This is a genomic window from Candidatus Bathyarchaeota archaeon (assembly GCA_026014725.1).
GTDB lineage: Archaea > Thermoproteota > Bathyarchaeia > Bathyarchaeales > Bathycorpusculaceae > Bathycorpusculum.
The window spans coordinates 150,531-167,116 of record JAOZHV010000022.1; the positions used below are offsets into that span (position 1 = coordinate 150,531).

At 46.6% G+C, this 16,586-nt stretch carries 18 protein-coding genes; 12 read left to right on the forward strand and 6 right to left on the reverse strand.

What is annotated here, in order from left to right; all coding sequences use genetic code 11:
• Positions 1-86 precede the first annotated feature (86 nt).
• The 12 genes from NWE95_03215 to NWE95_03270 are packed head-to-tail and all read left to right on the forward strand — an operon-like array spanning position 87 to position 10,827.
• Positions 87-1,322 (forward strand): aspartate kinase, encoded by a 1,236-nt coding sequence (locus NWE95_03215; GenBank protein ID MCW4002906.1) that lies wholly within the window; start codon positions 87-89, stop codon positions 1,320-1,322.
• Positions 1,323-1,336: 14 nt separating this feature from the next.
• Positions 1,337-2,125 (forward strand): 2-amino-3,7-dideoxy-D-threo-hept-6-ulosonate synthase, encoded by a 789-nt coding sequence (locus NWE95_03220; protein ID MCW4002907.1) that lies wholly within the window; start codon positions 1,337-1,339, stop codon positions 2,123-2,125.
• Complete coding sequence (locus NWE95_03225) at positions 2,122-3,159, forward strand: 3-dehydroquinate synthase II (GenBank protein ID MCW4002908.1); 1,038 nt, start codon at positions 2,122-2,124, stop codon at positions 3,157-3,159. The genes NWE95_03220 and NWE95_03225 overlap by 4 nt, the downstream gene beginning before the upstream one ends.
• Positions 3,156-3,839, forward strand: coding sequence for a type I 3-dehydroquinate dehydratase (locus tag NWE95_03230; GenBank protein MCW4002909.1), 684 nt, complete (start codon positions 3,156-3,158; stop codon positions 3,837-3,839). Before NWE95_03225 ends, NWE95_03230 begins: the two co-directional genes overlap by 4 nt.
• Before the next feature lies 1 nt (position 3,840).
• A complete protein-coding gene (locus tag NWE95_03235) occupies positions 3,841-4,713 on the forward strand; it encodes a shikimate dehydrogenase (GenBank protein MCW4002910.1) in 873 nt (290 codons plus the stop codon).
• Positions 4,703-5,572 (forward strand): shikimate kinase, encoded by an 870-nt coding sequence (locus NWE95_03240; protein MCW4002911.1) that lies wholly within the window; start codon positions 4,703-4,705, stop codon positions 5,570-5,572. The genes NWE95_03235 and NWE95_03240 overlap by 11 nt, the downstream gene beginning before the upstream one ends.
• Positions 5,573-5,575: 3 nt before the next feature.
• Positions 5,576-6,874, forward strand: coding sequence for a 3-phosphoshikimate 1-carboxyvinyltransferase (gene aroA / locus NWE95_03245; GenBank protein MCW4002912.1), 1,299 nt, complete (start codon positions 5,576-5,578; stop codon positions 6,872-6,874).
• Positions 6,852-7,955 carry a chorismate synthase gene (gene aroC, locus NWE95_03250; protein MCW4002913.1) on the forward strand — a complete coding sequence of 368 codons (1,104 nt, stop codon included), beginning with the start codon at positions 6,852-6,854 and terminating at the stop codon, positions 7,953-7,955. Before aroA ends, aroC begins: the two co-directional genes overlap by 23 nt.
• A 2-nt stretch (positions 7,956-7,957) precedes the next feature.
• Positions 7,958-8,218 (forward strand): chorismate mutase, encoded by a 261-nt coding sequence (locus tag NWE95_03255; protein ID MCW4002914.1) that lies wholly within the window; start codon positions 7,958-7,960, stop codon positions 8,216-8,218.
• Between the two features lie 25 nt (positions 8,219-8,243).
• Positions 8,244-9,323 (forward strand): pyridoxal phosphate-dependent aminotransferase, encoded by a 1,080-nt coding sequence (locus tag NWE95_03260; GenBank protein MCW4002915.1) that lies wholly within the window; start codon positions 8,244-8,246, stop codon positions 9,321-9,323.
• On the forward strand, positions 9,320-10,195 hold the full coding sequence (locus NWE95_03265; GenBank protein ID MCW4002916.1) for a prephenate dehydrogenase/arogenate dehydrogenase family protein: 876 nt from the start codon (positions 9,320-9,322) through the stop codon (positions 10,193-10,195). Before NWE95_03260 ends, NWE95_03265 begins: the two co-directional genes overlap by 4 nt.
• An 8-nt stretch (positions 10,196-10,203) precedes the next feature.
• Positions 10,204-10,827 (forward strand): gamma-glutamyl-gamma-aminobutyrate hydrolase family protein, encoded by a 624-nt coding sequence (locus NWE95_03270; protein ID MCW4002917.1) that lies wholly within the window; start codon positions 10,204-10,206, stop codon positions 10,825-10,827.
• Positions 10,828-10,839: 12 nt separating this feature from the next.
• Here the strand turns inward: NWE95_03270 and pheA are convergent, their stop codons facing one another.
• The 6 genes from pheA to ilvN form a co-directional block, all read right to left on the reverse strand.
• Positions 10,840-11,652, reverse strand: a complete 813-nt coding sequence (gene pheA / locus NWE95_03275; protein ID MCW4002918.1) for a prephenate dehydratase — start codon at positions 11,650-11,652, stop codon at positions 10,840-10,842.
• Positions 11,649-13,172: a 2-isopropylmalate synthase gene (locus NWE95_03280; GenBank protein ID MCW4002919.1), complete on the reverse strand. Its 1,524-nt coding sequence runs from the start codon at positions 13,170-13,172 to the stop codon at positions 11,649-11,651. The genes pheA and NWE95_03280 overlap by 4 nt, the downstream gene beginning before the upstream one ends.
• Positions 13,173-13,177: 5 nt before the next feature.
• Positions 13,178-14,215 (reverse strand): isocitrate/isopropylmalate dehydrogenase family protein, encoded by a 1,038-nt coding sequence (locus NWE95_03285; protein ID MCW4002920.1) that lies wholly within the window; start codon positions 14,213-14,215, stop codon positions 13,178-13,180.
• Positions 14,212-14,712 (reverse strand): 3-isopropylmalate dehydratase small subunit, encoded by a 501-nt coding sequence (locus NWE95_03290; protein MCW4002921.1) that lies wholly within the window; start codon positions 14,710-14,712, stop codon positions 14,212-14,214. Before NWE95_03290 ends, NWE95_03285 begins: the two co-directional genes overlap by 4 nt.
• A complete protein-coding gene (gene hacA, locus NWE95_03295; protein MCW4002922.1) occupies positions 14,709-15,971 on the reverse strand; it encodes a homoaconitase large subunit in 1,263 nt (420 codons plus the stop codon). The genes NWE95_03290 and hacA overlap by 4 nt, the downstream gene beginning before the upstream one ends.
• Before the next feature lie 101 nt (positions 15,972-16,072).
• A complete protein-coding gene (gene ilvN / locus NWE95_03300) occupies positions 16,073-16,585 on the reverse strand; it encodes an acetolactate synthase small subunit (GenBank protein MCW4002923.1) in 513 nt (170 codons plus the stop codon).
• Between the last annotated feature and the right edge of the window lies 1 nt (position 16,586).

The following is a 16,586-nucleotide window of genomic DNA, read 5'->3' on the forward strand; positions in this document are numbered from 1 at the left end:
CTTTTATTATTTCTATTATTTTCCTTAGGCCCAGGGCTGAAAAGTTTTTTAAAAAAAGTTCTGGGCGAAAAAATGGGTGTAACTAAATGGTAAATGGCAAAAAAATTGTGGTTAAATTTGGTGGTTCAAGCTTAGCTGATCACGAGAGACTCTTAAAAGCGGTTGTTGCCGTGGTGAACGAAGCAAAAAAAGGCACAAAAATCGCCGTTGTTGTTTCCGCCATGGGCAAAACTACGGATGTGCTTATGACCACTGCAAAAAATACTTCGAATGGAAAACTGGAGAAGAAAGACTTAGATGACATCCTCTCGATGGGTGAGCGGACAAGCATACGCCTCTTCTCCGCTGCATTGAGAAGCAACGGGGCAAACTCCTGCTACATAGACCCCATAGACAGTAACTGGCCAATAATAACTGACGAAGCATTCCAAAACGCAAACCCTGTCCTCAAGGAATGCAAAACAAAAATCCGCCAATGCATCCTGCCCATCATCGAGCAAGGCACCATTCCAGTAATTGCAGGATTCATCGGCAAAACCAAAGACGGCAAAGTCACCACGCTTGGCAGAGGCGGAAGCGACACCACAGCATTCTTACTAGCTGACGCTATAGGTGCTGACGAAATAATACTTGTCACGGACGCAGATGGCATCATGTCAGGCGACCCTAAAATCGTCGCTAACCCGCAACGACTCCCAGAAATCAACGTTAACACATTGGTGGGCTTGGCAGATTCAGGAGCCAAATTCATCCACAGCAAAGCCCTCAAGTACAAACCAAAAGACATCAACGTTAAAGTAATCAACCACGCGCACGGCGACTTGAGCAAAGACGGCACCATAATCACCGGAGCCCTAGCAAGCGACCTCGACGCGGAAATAGCAAGCGCTCAGCCAGTTGCTGAAATAACTGTAATCGGAGACGGACTTGCATCCAGCCCAAAAATCATCCAAGAAATTGTGGAGAAAACACGCCAGCACTCGCAGCTTTTGGGCATGTCCATGAACTCAAACTCAATCATACTCTACGTTTCACAACAACCAAACCTACAACCACTGCTAAACGATATGCACAAAATAACTACTAGCAACAAAGAAGCCCTAGCCATGGCAGTCAAAAAAGACTTAGTCCTCATCAAAACAAGCGGAGTTGGGCTCGAAGAGACACACGGCATCATCGGCAGAATCAGCGAAGACTTAAGACTCAACGGCATAAACATCTCTGGCATACTCACCATAACCTCAAGCATTCTACTGTTTGTAGATTGGAACGAAAAAGAGAAAGCGCTAAAATTAATTAAAAACGCGCTTAAAACACGTTAAGGTGGAAAAAAGAAATGAATGGAAAAACACGCAGATTAAAAAGAATCATGCAAAAAGACAACCGAACAGTAATCGTGCCAATGGATCACGGTGTCACCATAGGGCCCGTGCAAGGCATAACTAACATGCAAAACATAACCAACCAACTCATCAAAGGAAAAGTGGATGCTATCCTTGTCCACAAAGGCATAGCAAAAAGCATCGACGTGGACGGCGCAGGCTTAATCGTTATGCTCTCAGGCATGTCAAACCTTAGCCCAAACATAAACAGCAAAGTCCAAGTTTGCTCTGTACAAGAAGCCATACGCCTAGGCGCAGACGCCGTGTCCGTACATGTCAACGTTGGGGCACAGGACGAAGACAAAATGCTCCGCAACCTCGGAAAAGTCTCAGACGAATGCGAAACTTACGGAATGCCGCTGTTGGCCATGATGTACCCGAGGGGACCAAAAATCCAAAGTGAACACGAAGTAACCGTTGTCGCGCACGCCGCACGAATCGGCGCAGAACTTGGCGCAGACATAATCAAAACAAACTACACAGGCAACATAGACTCCTTCAAAACAGTCATCGAAAGCTGCCCCGCACCCGTGGTAATCGCAGGAGGACCAAAATGCAAATCACTAGAGGAAATCTTGCAAACTACCCATGACTCCATGAAAGCTGGCGCGGCAGGGCTATCCATCGGACGCAACGTCTTCCAATGCGAAAAACCAACCCAAATAGCGAGAGCACTACATGCTATCGTTCATGAAGGCGCATCCGTGGAGCAAGCGCTAAAAATTCTCGGTGAAAAAGCTTGAAGGAACTCTGGATTGAAATCCCCAAGACTTCGCCGAAAGAAAAAGAAAGGTTACTTAGTCTTGCTCATGAAAACGCGGATGTGGTCATAGAAAACAGTCAAGCCAGCAACCGCGCTGGAATACTTGACCTTACTTTTCTGCCAGAGTTAAATGAGAAAAAGATTGCCCAGCTAAAGAGTGAGGGCAAAAAAACCGCTTTTCAAGTAAGCATACAAGGCAAGGATGATGAGAACAAGGCAGCTAAAGCCGCAGAACTCGGCGTTGACTACGTAATCATAAACTGTCTTGATTGGCGAGTTATTCCGCTTGAAAACTTGATTGCGAAAAGTAGGGGAAAGAGCAAACTCTTTGCCGAAGTTAATACGGCTGAAGACGCCAAGGTGGTTCTGGAAGTTTTAGAGCTTGGAACCGACGGCGTGTTGCTCAAGACCAGCGACCCAGAGGAGATGCTCAAAACAGTCGCTGTGGTAAAGCCTGAAACACTAAAACTTGACATGGCAATCGCCAAAATCACTTCCACAAAACCCATCAGCACAGGAGCCCGCGTCTGCGTCGACACATGCGACATGATGAGCCCCGGCGAAGGCATGCTTGTTGGCAGCCAAAGCGCAGGCTTATTTTTGGTGGAAGCGGAAGTGCACGAGAACCCTTACGTAGCATCACGACCATTCAGGGTAAACGCTGGTTCGCTGTCCATGTACACGCTCGGCACCTTGCAGACCACAAGGTACCTCTCTGAGTTAAAAGCTGGAGAAGAAGTCATAATCGTTAACCGAGAAGGAAAAACACGCAAAACAAACGTGGGACGCGTAAAAATCGAAATCCGACCTCTCATCCTAATTGAAGCCGAAGTGGAAGGCAAAATCATCAAAACCATACTTCAGAATGCTGAAACCATACGCTTAGTCACGCCTAAAGCCTCAAAACCCGTTACGGAACTAAAACCAAACGATGAAGTCTTAGTGCATTTAGCGGCTAAGGGAGGGCGACACTTCGGCATCAGCGTGCCTGAAGAAACGGTGATTGAAAAGTGATTGCGAGAATCTGTGTTTCGATTCTCCCAAAAACTAACGAAGAAGCGCTAAGCCTCATTGAAAAAGCAGAAAAAGCCAAAGCTGACTTCATCGAAGTGAGGCTTGATTGCCTTGAAACTTCTCGAAACCTCAAAGACCTTGCCAAAAGCACAAAAACCCCATTAATCGCCACAAATAAACTCAAAAGCGAACAGGGCTTCTTCTCTGGAACACAAACCCAGCGGCAGGAAACATTGTTGAACGCAGCGAAAAACGGTTTCGAGTACGTTGACGTTGACCTTCCAAGCCAAAAGCATAAAGAAACAATTAACCAACTAAAGCAGTTAGGTGCAAAACCAATCGCTTCCTACCACAAATTTGACGGCGCATTAAGTGCCTCAGAGATGGAAAAGATACTAGCCGAAGAGATTGCCAGCGGAGCCAGCGTATGCAAAATTATTACAACAGCAACCAAAGCCCAAGACAACCTGACTGCACTAAACTTTGTCGCCTCCGCCTCGAGCAAGGCTAAGTTGGTTTGTTTCTGCATGGGCGGACAGGGCAAAATCTCAAGGCTGCTTTCGCCGTTGTTTGGTGCATTCTTCACTTTCGCCTCACTTGAGGTGGGCAGTCAAACCGCCACGGGGCAGATGAGCATTAGCGAAATGAGGACTGCTTACAGTCTGTTGGGAATGAAATAAGATGGGTATAACTGGAAAAACCAGAGTTTGCGCTGTTATAGGCGACCCTATAGAGCACACTCTTAGTCCTGTAATTCATAATGCGGCATTTGACGCCTTAAAGTTAGACATCGTATTCTTAGCGTTTAAAGTGAAACCCACCGAAGTTGGAAACGCCATAAACGGAATGCGAGCCCTAAATATTCTGGGCTTAAACGTTACTATGCCCCATAAAAAAGCGGTTATAGATCAGCTCGATAAATTAGACCAGACTGCAAAGTTTCTAAACGCGGTTAATACAATTCGCCACAAGAACGGTAAACTCTTTGGTTTTAACACTGATGGTGTCGGTGCACTGAAAGCTCTAAAAGAAAATAGTGTGCAACCGCGAGGCAGAAAAGTTTTGTTGCTGGGAGCAGGCGGAGCGGCAAGAGCCATAGCATACACGTTAGTAAAAGAAGCCGATGAACTTGTAATTTTGAACAGAACCATTAAGCAAGCAGAAGAGTTAGCAAAGCTCCTGACCAAGACGCAAAAAAAGCAGGTCACTGGTGGAGCCCTATCACCAAGTCTGATTCAACAGCACCTTCAAGACTCTGACATCTTGATTAATGCAACATCGGTGGGGATGAAGCCGAATGCTAACTTAAGCCCAGTGCCACCTGAATTTCTGAGGTCAAACCTCGCAGTAATGGATATTGTTTACAATCCTGTTGAAACTAAACTGGCAAGGGACGCTAAAGCCGCAGGAGCCAAAGTCATAAGCGGTGTTGAAATGTTAATTTACCAAGGTGCGGCATCGTTTGAAATCTGGACAGGATGCAAAGCACCCGTCGAAGTTATGAGGAAAGCAGCGCTTAATCACTTACAGGAGGCACAGACAGTTGACAGATAAAGCTACAGCTATTGCTCACGGCGCAGCCACAATCATTAACGCGATTGCCTTGGGGAAAGGTGCCGCTTTCGGGGTTGATTTGTGGACTAAAGCAGAAGTGAAACTTACCAACGAACCCAACATAATCAAAGCAGAGATAACTGATGACCCAAGCGAGGGCACACTCTTAATAGAAAAAACCGTTTTCAGAGTCCTGCAACATTTCAATTTAGAAAAAAACTTTGGTGCCCAAGTAAAAACCAAGTCAAACATCCCCATCGCACGAGGACTCAAAAGCAGCAGTGTAGCTGCAAACGCCGTTGCTCTTGCAACTACAGCGGCGCTTGGCAAAAAACTCAGTGATTTAGAGATTGTGAAAATTGGGGTTGAAGCGGCTTTTGATGCGAAAGTCACAATTACAGGCGCGTTTGATGATGCTTGTGCCTCATATTTTGGTGGAGCCGTAATTACTGATAACATTAACCGAGAAATAATTAAGCACTTGTCTTTGCCGCAAGATTTGGTTGTGCTCTTCCATGTACCCATCCAGAAAGCTTACACTGCGAACTCCAATGTGAAACGACTACAGACAGTTAAGCCTCTAGTGCAGGTCGCTTTCGATGCGGCGCTCAATGGCAAAGTTTGGGAAGCTCTAACGTTAAACGGGTTAATCTATTCAGCAGCATCCAACCTTCCTACTCCACTTATCGTTGACACATTGGAAGCTGGAGCTGTGGCGGCTGGACTCTGCGGTAAAGGACCTGCAGTGACTGTGGTGGTTTCAAAGGATAATGTTGATTCCGTGAAAGCTACAATGGCAAAATACGAGGGCGAGATTTTGCAGGCGCAGTTAAATCAGGAGAAAGCCAAGGTGCTCTAACTGATGGCAAATGTAACCATCAAAAAAACTGAGAGGTTAAGCGGTCAGATTTGTGCGCCACCTTCCAAATCTTACACGCAAAGAATGGTCATTGCCTCAGTACTCGCTCAGGGCGCTTCTAAAGTTTCCAATCCCCTGTTGTCTGAGGATACGGAAGCTACGTTACGCGCTGTTTCTGCATTGGGCGCAAAAGTAAAAAAAAGCGAGAACTGCTGGATAATAGACGGCACACAGAAGCTCAAGGGTGCAGAAGAACCGATTGACTGCGGTGAGTCAGGCGCTACATTGCGTTTCATGATTCCCGTGGCTGCGTTGGCTTCTGGCTCTTCGACGTTGGTGTTTGGGGGTTCTCTTGAGAGGCGACCAGTTGAGCCGTTACTTTTAAGCCTCAAACAACTGGGTGCAGAAGCCCACGTTGAAAAAGTAGGGAGTAAGGACGCTGTCTTCGTACAAGGCGGCGGAATCTTGGGCGGCAAAACATCGATTCCCGGTGATGTCAGTTCACAGTTCCTTTCAGGTTTAATGTTTGCTTGCCCTAGGGCTAGGGCGGATACTGAAATAACGTTAACTTCAGGGTTGGAGTCGGCGGATTACGTTAAAATGACCGAGGCAGTTCTTTCCAAGCACGCAATCACCATAGGAGTACAAGACAAGCGTATAGTTATTCCAGCTAACCAAACCTACAAGGCAACAGATGACAAAGTCCCAGGCGACTTCTCCTCCGCAGCGTTTCTCCTTGCTGCCGCAGCTATAACCAACTCGAAAGTCCAAGTAAGCAACCTTGACTACGAGAGCGTTCAAGGCGACAAGGCAATCTTGAGTATCCTAAAGCAGATGGGTGTCAACGGCAAAGTCTGCAAAGACAGCGTTGAAATAGAGGGGTCAGGCGGTTTGCTTGAGCCGATTAAGGTTGACGCCAAAAATATTCCTGACCTTGTTCCAGCAATCGCGGTTCTTGCGTGTTATGCGAAGGGCACCTCTAGGATTTTTGGGGCTAAACGGTTGCGGCTCAAAGAGTCAGATAGGTTGAGGTCTCTTTATTCTGAGCTTGGAAAAATGGGTGCGCAAATAATTATGGATGATGATAGTTTAACCGTGAATGGCGGTTGCCAGTTGCATGGAGCGCTCATCGACCCTCATAATGACCATCGTATCGCGATGGCTTGCGCTGTTGCCTCTTTAGGTGCAGAAGGCACGACCACTATACAAGATGCCCATTGTGTTCGAAAGTCTTATCCGCAGTTCTTCACTCATTTAAAACAAATAGGAGCTGATGTAGTTGGCGGGAAATTCGATAGGTAAAGAATTCACAATAACCACTTTCGGGGAAAGCCACGGCAAAGTCGTAGGAGTAGTCGTGGACGGCTGCCCCGCAGGCTTACCGCTCACAGAAGCCGATTTTCAAGAAGAGCTTGACCGCAGAATTCCAACAGAGCCAAAGATTGTTTCCGCAAGAGTCGAAAAAGACACTGCCAAAATCCTAAGCGGCGTTTTTAACGGTTTCACAACTGGTGCGCCCATCGCTTTGACGGTTGAGAATAAGGAGACAAAGTCCAGCGATTACGAAGCCATCAAAGACCTGCCAAGACCTGGGCACTCTGATTATCCAGCACACGTCAGATACGGAGGCTTTAATGACTATCGCGGTGGCGGACGCTTCTCAGGTAGAGTCACCGTGGCGCTCATCATGGCTGGCACCATAGCCAAAAAGCTGCTGGGTAGATACAACATTGACGTTCTAGCTTACACTGTGGCAATTGGCAACATTAAAAGTGATAAACGGTTTAGCGCTCAGGAAATCCGCAAAAACCGTTACGAGGCAGCGACCCGTTGCCCCGATTTGGCGTGCGCAGAAAAGATGGAAGAAGCCATAGTCACCGCGAAAAGAGAAGGCGATAGCCTAGGCGGTATAGTTGAATGCATCGCGCTGAACATGCCTGTAGGGATTGGCGAGCCATTGTTCGACTCGTTAGATGCTGACTTAGCAAAGATGCTGTTCTGTATTCCCGCTGTGAAAGGTGTCGAGTTTGGCTCAGGCTTTGCAGCCGCTGGAATGCGAGGTTCAGAAGACAACGACGCTTTTCTCATCAAAAACGGGAAAGTTGTCACCTCAACCGAGCACGCAGGCGGAATTCTCGGCGGCTTATCAAGCGGCATGCCCATACGGATAAAAGTGGCAATTAAGCCCACGCCGTCCATAAGCAAGCAACAGAAAACCGTTAACATCTGCTCAATGGAAGAAGCTACTCTGAGTGTAAAGGGCAGACATGACCCCTGCGTAGTTCCAAAGGCAGTGCCAGTAGTCGAAGCCACGGTTGCCATAACTTTAGCTGACCACCTGCTCCGTTCAGGTTTCATACCGAAGGTTCTCAAGGAGCATTAAGCATGGATGACATCGCAAAGTTGAGGAAGCGTATAGATGAAATTGATGACCAAATCCTTTTGGCGCTTTGTGAGAGGGTGAAAGTTTGCAAAGCCATCGGGGACTTGAAAAAAAGTCAGGGCATGCCGATTAAGGATGTATATAGGGAAAATGAGGTTTACAAGCGTATTAGCGAAAAAGCCGCTGAATTAGGCCTAGATAAAGGTCAAGTTGAGGCGGTTTACCGCGAAATAGTTAATATGTGCAGTGCTGTTCAAGAGTGAGGACTCTTAACGGAGAGTTGACTCTATGCTATATGAAATAAACGAGAAAGCCCTAAAACTTCAAAGTGAAGGAAAAAAGATAATTCGATTAAACCTTGGTGACCCAGACATGGCTACGCCGCCTGAGATAGTGGACGCTGCGTATGCGGCTATGAAAGCTGGGAAAACCAAGTATTCATCCTCTTACGGCGAGCTAAAACTCAGGCAAAAACTTGCTGAAATCCACGATGTTAAAGTTGAGAACGTGGTTATTACGCCTGGTTCTAAATGGGGCATATTCGCTACTATGTTCTTGATGATGAAGGGCGGCGGTAACGTCATTATTCCGACTCCTTACTGGACAGCTTACGATTTGACAGCCAAAGCCATTGGCGCAAATACCAAACTGTTGCGAACCGAGCTTGAGAACGACTGGAAAGTTGACCTTGACAAGCTCGAAGACATGATTGACAAGGACACCCGCATGATAATACTCAACAATCCAAACAACCCCACAAGCAAGGTCATTGACCCCGAAACACTTGATGGCATAGTTGAAATCGCAAACAAGAAGGGCATCACCATCCTCTCTGATGAGGTTTACGGTACTATCGCATTCACGAGGACTAAAAGCATCCTTGAATACGACGGCGACTGCAGGCATATACTCTCAAACGGCTTTTCTAAAACCTTCACCATGACTGGCTGGCGCATCGGCTACATAATCGCCAACAAAATGCTAGTCGACAACATAACTAAACTCAACCAAATCACCATAAACAACGTGCCGGTGTTCATTCAGGAGGCAGCCTTAAAAGGACTTGAAATACAACAGCAACTATCAACAGACATAAAAGAAGAGTACGAGGAACGGGCAAAGATGGCAAGTAAAATCTTAAGCGAAGCAGGGCTCTCCTTCTCAAAACCTGACGCGCCATTCTACGTGTTCCCAAAGCGTCCAGGCTTAGACTCTGAAAGGTTCGCTTTAGATCTGCTTGACAAAGGCGTGGCTGTTGCTCCGGGCACAGCGTTTGGCGATTACAGAGAGCACTTTAGAATTTCCTTGACTGCGCCAAGAGAAGAAATAAAGGAAGGTTTGGTTAAAATTAGTGAGGCTCTTGGATGAAAATTGCCGTCATCGGCGCGGGAAAGATGGGTGTTTGGTTCGCCCGATTTTTTCAATCCAAAGGTTACACTGTAACTTTAGCTGATAGAAAACAAGAAAAACTTTCTAAACTAAGAAAAGAATTACAAGTTGTCACTACCACTGATTTTAAGAAGGCAGTCCAAGGTGCCGACCAAATCCTGCTTTCTGTATCGATAAGTGCTTTTGAAGAAGTTGTCAAAGCAATCAGCCCAGCCGTCTGCAAAGGCCAAGTTGTTATGGATGTTTGCTCAATCAAAGAAACCCCCGTTACCATCATGCATAAGTACATCAAAGACGGCTTGGTTTTGGGGACGCATCCTGTTTTTGGTCCAGGAAGCAACGGCGTCAAACACAAAGCCTACGTCCTCACTCCAACCAACAGCAAAGAGCAAGAGTTCGCTGAGCAATTCAAACAGTGGCTGGAAAAAGAAGAAGCGCATGTTTTTGTCATGACGCCAAAAAAACATGATGAGTTAATGTCTGTTGTTTTGGGTTTGCCTCACTTTTTGGGTTTAGTTGCATGTGAAACGTTGCTTGAACAAAAAAATCTGGCTGAGACAAAAAAAGTCGCAGGCACCACCTACCGCATGCTCTTCACGTTGGCAGAAGCCACGGCACTGGAAACACCTGACCTCTATGCAAACCTGCAGATGAACCTGCCTGAACTGAACAAAATTGAAGACCAATTTATGAGTAAAGCCCAAGAATGGCTCAGCCTAATAAAAGCTAAAGACTCCAACGCCATAGTCGAGCGAATGGAACAGCTAAAGAAGAAGCTGATGGCTTGTGACAGCGACTTTGAGAAATCCTACGAAGTCATGTATAAAATGCTGGAATCGACCGAAAAATAAGTGGTTCAATGCCCAAGACGTTGCTTGTAAACTGTTACCTAAAAGGCACCAAAACCGAAGGTTTGCTGACAGCTATAGAGCAATTCAGTCAATGCAAAGTTGTCCGATACGAAAAAATCAGTCCATGCTACCAAATTGACAAAGACATAGATTCAGTTGTTATAAGCGGTTCTGAAGCGAGAATAATTGACCCTTCACAGAGGGCACAATTCGAAGACGTATTAAGTTTAATTAAAACCTGCGAATTACCCCTTTTCGGCATCTGTTTTGGGCATCAACTATTATGTTCAGCGTTCGGTGCCAACACAGGCAGTCTCCAAAACCCAGTTATCAACCGCTTTGAAAATATCCGAATAATTCACACTGACGAGTTATTTGACGGCTTCAAAGAAGAGCACACAATACCCCTGTCCGAGTACCATAATGATTATGTCTTGAAAGAGGGATTGGACAACGCAGACTTCATGTTGCTGGCAGATTCTAGCTCATGTGAGGTGGAAGCGGTTAAACACAAAACAAAACCCTTCTACGGCGTCCAATTTCATCCCGAACGTATAAGTATAAATGGCGAACGACATCCTGAAGGGCATAAAATTATTGGAAATTTCTATAAAAATGTGGTCAAACGGTAGAGGACAGTAGTTTTAGATAACTCTTGGGTAAGAGCCCAGAACTTTCACAAATGTCGCGTATTTTTCAAGCGCTTGCAGGGCTTCAGCACAGCGTTTCTCTGTCCGGTGACCCTCAAAGTCAAGGTAGAAGTTGTATTGCCAAGCAGTTTTCTTTGTGGGTCGTGATTCGATTCTGGTTAGATTGATGTTTCTTGACGCAAATTCACCCAGCGCGTGGTAGAGGGTTCCAGGCTCGTGTTTGCCTGAGAATATGATTGAGGTTTTATCATCTCCCGTTGGTGCTGCATCCTCATGTGAGAGCACAAGGAAGCGTGTGTAGTTTGCGGGGTTGTCGGCGATGTCTCTTACGAGGATTTTCATGCCGTAAAGGTCAGCGGCTTTTTCGCTTGCGATGGCAGCGGCATTTGCGAGGTTTTTCTCCCTTATGATTTTGACGGCTCCAGCAGTGTCGTAGGCTGGGATGATTTCCCACTTGTGCTTCTCCAAATACTTGCGGCACTGGGCAAGCGCTTGGGGATGTGAGTAGACGGTTTCTATGTCCTCAAACTTGGTCTGCGGATTGCCAATTAGAACGTGAGCGAGTTTTACTGCGACTTCGCCGCAGACTTTGAGGTCGTAAGTGAGGAATAAATCGTAGTTTTGGTTGACGCTGCCCTCAATGGAGTTTTCAATCGGAACCACACCATGCGGGGTAGCGCCTGTGTTCACGGATTCAAAGACATCACGAAAGTCCTTGCAGGGTACTGGCTCTACTTTTCTGCCGAAGAACTTGTAAACAGCCATTTCGCTGTAAGCACCAGTTTCTCCCTGATAGGCTACTTTCACTTTTTGTTTCCCTGCTTACGATTCTTAAGTAGGCACTTGTTTATACCGTTTATCATCGCCTCAACACTTGCCATAACAATGTCTTCTCGTGCCGCGCGCGCTGAGACAACGTTGCCTCTCTCGTCTTCTACTTTTATGACGACCTCTGCGACTGCGTTTGAACCGCCCGTGATAGCTTCCAGTCGGTATTCGCTGAGGCGAATCTTTTCCAAGTTATTAGTTAACTTCTGGATAGCTTTCAAAACCGCGTCCACTGGGCCAACCCCTGTTTCCGCCGCAATGTACTCTTTTCCATCCAAAACCAAGCGTACGGATGCGGTTGGAATGACTTTTATGCCTGTTACCACTGCCAAATCGCACAAGTCAACGATTTTCTCTTCACCAATAACCTCACCCATGACGGCAGAGGTTAATGCCAGCAAGTCAGCGTCAGTGACCATTTTGCCTTTATCGCCTAAGTCTTTGACGCGCTGGACAATTTCTTTTAATTGTGTTTCATTGGGGTGGATGCCGATTTCTTCCAGCTCCGCTTTGATGCCGCGTGTTCCCGCCAATTTTCCAGCGACAAGTTTTCTGGTTCGCCCCACCAATTCGGGTTTTATGGGTTCGAATGTTAGGGGTTTTTCTGTTACTCCGCGCGTGTGTATGCCTGATTCATGCGCAAAGGCGTTTTCTCCGACTATGGCTTTGTTTGCCTGCACAGGTATGCCTGTTAAGGAGGCAACCATGCGGGAAGTGCTGTAGAGCAAACGTGTGTTCACACCTGTCTTGTACTTGTAAATCACATGCAGAGCCATGACTACTTCTTCGAGCGAGGCGTTTCCTGCGCGTTCGCCTAAGCCGTTGACTGCAACATGCACTTGGGAGGCGCCTGCTTCAACGGCGGCCAGAGAGTTTGCTACGGCTAATCCGAAGTCGTCGTGGCAGTGGATGCTTATTGGAACAGTGACTACTTTTTTGATTTCTTCAATCAGCTTGCTGGTTGTTTTAGGAATCATTATGCCGACTGTGTCAGGCACGTTTAGGCTGTCCATGCCTGCATCCTGAGCTGCTTTACATACGCGTTTTAGGAAAGGCAACTCTGAGCGGGTGGCATCCATGGGTGAGAACTCGCATTTTATGCCATGCTTCTTCACGTACTCGATTGAATCCACCGTTGCAGATAGCACTTGCTCAGGAGTCAAATTTACTGCATACTTCATCTGTACAGGCGAAGTTGGGATGAAAACGTGGATTAAGTCAAGGTCACAGTCGATTGCAGCGTCAATGTCAGCTTTTGTTGCACGTGACAAGCCGCAGATTTTTGAGGTTAAGCCTGCGTGGGCAATTTCTTTGACGACTTTTTTTTCGCCTTCGGAAGAGCTTGGGAACCCTGCTTCGATTACGTCTACGCCTAGTTTGCTTAGTTGGCGTGCAATCTCGATTTTGTCTTCAGCGGTTAAGGATACTCCGGGGGTTTGTTCTCCGTCTCTTAGGGTTGTGTCAAAAATGCGGATGGCTCTTGAATTTTTATTGTTCATTTTCTTCAACCAGTTTTCACTGTTAAAGCTGCAGCAATGGCTTCCGCCATTCCCACGGTCGTGGTGTTGCCGCCGCAGTCTGGAACAGTTTGACCGTTACGTAACGCGTAGATTACTCCTTTTTCTATGGCTTGTCCTGCTTGTAAACATTTTTTGTCCTTGTATTTTTCGCCCAGCCAATCCATCATCATCTTTGCCGCAAGAATCATTGAGATGGGGTTTGCAGTGTGTTTTCCTGCCCTGTTGGGTGCTGAACCGTGAATTGGTTCGAATAGTGCGAAATCGTCGCCTACGTTTGCGCCTGGAGCCATACCTAACCCTCCGATTTGTTGCGCTGCTTCGTCGCTTAGGATGTCGCCGAACATGTTGCAGGTGCATAAGACGTCGAATTCTTGGGGTTCTTTGATTAAACGCATGGAAGCGGCGTCAACGTAGAGTTCGTTGAAGGCGATGTCTGGGTATTGTTTTGCTGTTTCGCGGCAGACGCTGGCGAACAATCCGTCGGTTACTCGCATGACGTTTGCTTTGTGTATGGCGGTGACTTTCTTTTTGCCGTTGCGTAAACGTGCAATTTCGAAGGCTTTTTTTGCTATGCGTTCGCATGCTTTTCTGGTAATTAATCGTATGCATATGGTTGTGTTTGGGTCTAGGGTGTGTTCTAAGCCCTTGTAAACGTCTTCAGTGTTTTCTCTAACAAAGTACATGTCAATGTCTGGTCGCGCCACTGGAACGGCTGGGTAAGCTTTTATTGGTCGTAAGTTAGCATACAAATCAAACATTAAACGCAGTTTCACGATAACGTCTGCTGCGCTTTCGCCCACTGGTCCCTTTAGGCAGGCGTGGGAATTCTTAATTTTTTCCACGGTGTCTAGGGGCAGTGCGACGCCTCGTTTGGCTAGTGTTGTGTCTCCTGCTTCTGCTTCGATGATTTGTAGTTTTATTCCAAAGTTTTTTTGCACTGAATCTAGGACTTTCAGGGTGGCTTCGGTTAATTCTGGTCCGATGCCGTCGCCTGGAATCAGGGATATTTTGTATTCTTTCATTTTTTATTTATTCTCCTTCGTAAATGTTCAATTAATCCGCCATCCGCAAAAATTTCCAATATGAATGGTGGAAGCTTGTCTACTTGGAATTTCTTGCCGTTTGACAGGTTCTCTATTTTACCTGCTTCGAAATCCACGGCTAACTCGTCGCCTGTCTTAACTGCGGCAGATATGCCCTTGCACTCGATGACTGGTAAGCCGATATTTATGGAGTTGCGGAAAAAGATTCTGGCGAAAGACTCTGCGATAACGCATTTCACACCTGAATACTTTAGTGCCAAGGGCGCTTGCTCTCGGCTTGAGCCGCAACCGAAGTTTTTGCCGCCGACTACGATTACGCCTGCTTTAGCTTTGTTAACGAACTCTGTGTCTAAGCTTTCCAGTGCATGCTGGGCTAGCTCGTTTGGGTTAACAAGCGTTAAGTATTTGCCTGGCAAGATTACGTCTGTGTCGATGTTGTTGCCGAACACTATAGCTTTCGCTTTGATGCTGGTCATGCTTTTGCCTCCAATTGCTGTGCACTGGTGATTTTACCTGTTACTGCTGACGCGGCAACGGTTGCAGGCGAAGCTAAATAGACGCTTGCCTGAGTGCTACCCATTCTTCCAATGAAGTTGCGGTTTGATGAACTGACACAGACTTCGCCTGCAGCTAACAAGCCGATGTGCCCGCCTAAGCAGGGCCCGCATGCTGAACCGCACACTATGGCGCCTGCATCCGTGAAGATTTCCAGTAAGCCTTCTTGCATGGCTTGGCGGTAAACTTCTTGTGAAGCTGGAATTACAAGGGCACGCACGCCATCTTTGACCCGTTTGCCTTTCAGGACTTGGGCTGCTAAACGTAAGTCTTCGATGCGCCCGTTCGTGCATGAACCGATGAATGCTTGGTCTATTGGGACGTTGCCGACTTCTGAAACTGGCTTAACATTGTCAACTGATGAGGGGCAAGCAACCTGCGGCTCCATGTCCGACACATCAAATTCTACAGTGCGCTCGTAAACAGCATCAGCATCACTTTTCAGACCTGCAAAGTCTGGCATTGATTTGACTCTGCCTTGCAGAAACTTGCGCGTTGTCTCATCAGGCTCTACTATGCCATTCTTAGCGCCCATTTCTACTGCCATGTTACACAGTGTCATTCTACCTGCGATGCTCATGTTTTTGACTGTTGGTCCCGTGAATTCTGCGCTTTTGTATATGGCGCCGTCTACGCTTAACTTGCCGATTATGTTTAGGATTAGGTCTTTTGGTGTAACGTACTTTTGAAAGTCTCCAGTTACGTTTACTTTGATTGATGATGGGACTTTGAACCAGATTTTTCCTGTGGCGAAAACTGCGGCTGCTTCGGTTGAGCCGATGCCTGTAGCGAAAGCTCCGAATGCTCCGTACGTGCAAGTGTGGGAGTCTGCGCCTACAATTACTGTACCTGGGACTACGTGCCCCTTCTCAGACATAACTTGATGACAGATTCCACCCCTGCCTACATCATAGAATGGCAGGTTTTGTTCTTTGGCAAATTGTCGCATCGTCTTGTGCAGTTCTGCTGCCTTAACAGATTCTGCGGGAACCTGATGGTCCAGAATTACAACTACTTTTTTGTTATCCCAAACTTTTTGTACGCCTATTTTTTTGAAGGCTTCCACAGCTAAAGGTCCAGTCAGGTCATGCACCATGACCACATCGACATTTGCATCGATGATTTCTCCGGGGTGCACGGCTTTTTTGCCTGAGGCTTTAGCCAAGATTTTTTCTGTGATGTTCACGATTTTTCATTTCCTAATTATTTAGATTCTATACTTGAATAAATGGGGATTTTGCGGGAACATACAATTAAGGATTTCCGCTTTGACGTTGGCATTTATTCGTCGATTCTGACTGATTTGGCTCCACGTGCTAGCGCTGTTATGCCTGTTCTGGCTTGTTCGATGACTCCGAAGGGTTTCATGAGGTTTAGGAAGGCGTCGATTTTGTCAGGGGTTCCTGTTATTTCGACAGTTAAGCTGTCACTTGACAGGTCGATTGCTCTGCCGCGGAAGACTTCGATTATGTTGATAATGTCAGTGCGTTCTTTAGGTGTTGGCACGTTAACTTTTATCAAAGCAAGTTCACGCATCACGTAGGTTCCTGGTTGCAGTTCTTCGACTTTGAGGACATCGATTTGCTTTGCTAGTTGCTTGATTACTTGCTCGATTGTTTTTTCGTCTCCAATAACAGTGATTGTCATGCGTGAAACTTTTTCTTGCTCGCTGAGCCCAACGGTTATGCTGTCAATGTTAAAGTTTCTTCGTCTAAACAGGTTAGCTACTCCGTGCAGTACTCCTGGCTTGTTTTCGACCAACACGGAAATGACAGTTGATTTTTGTACTTCCATT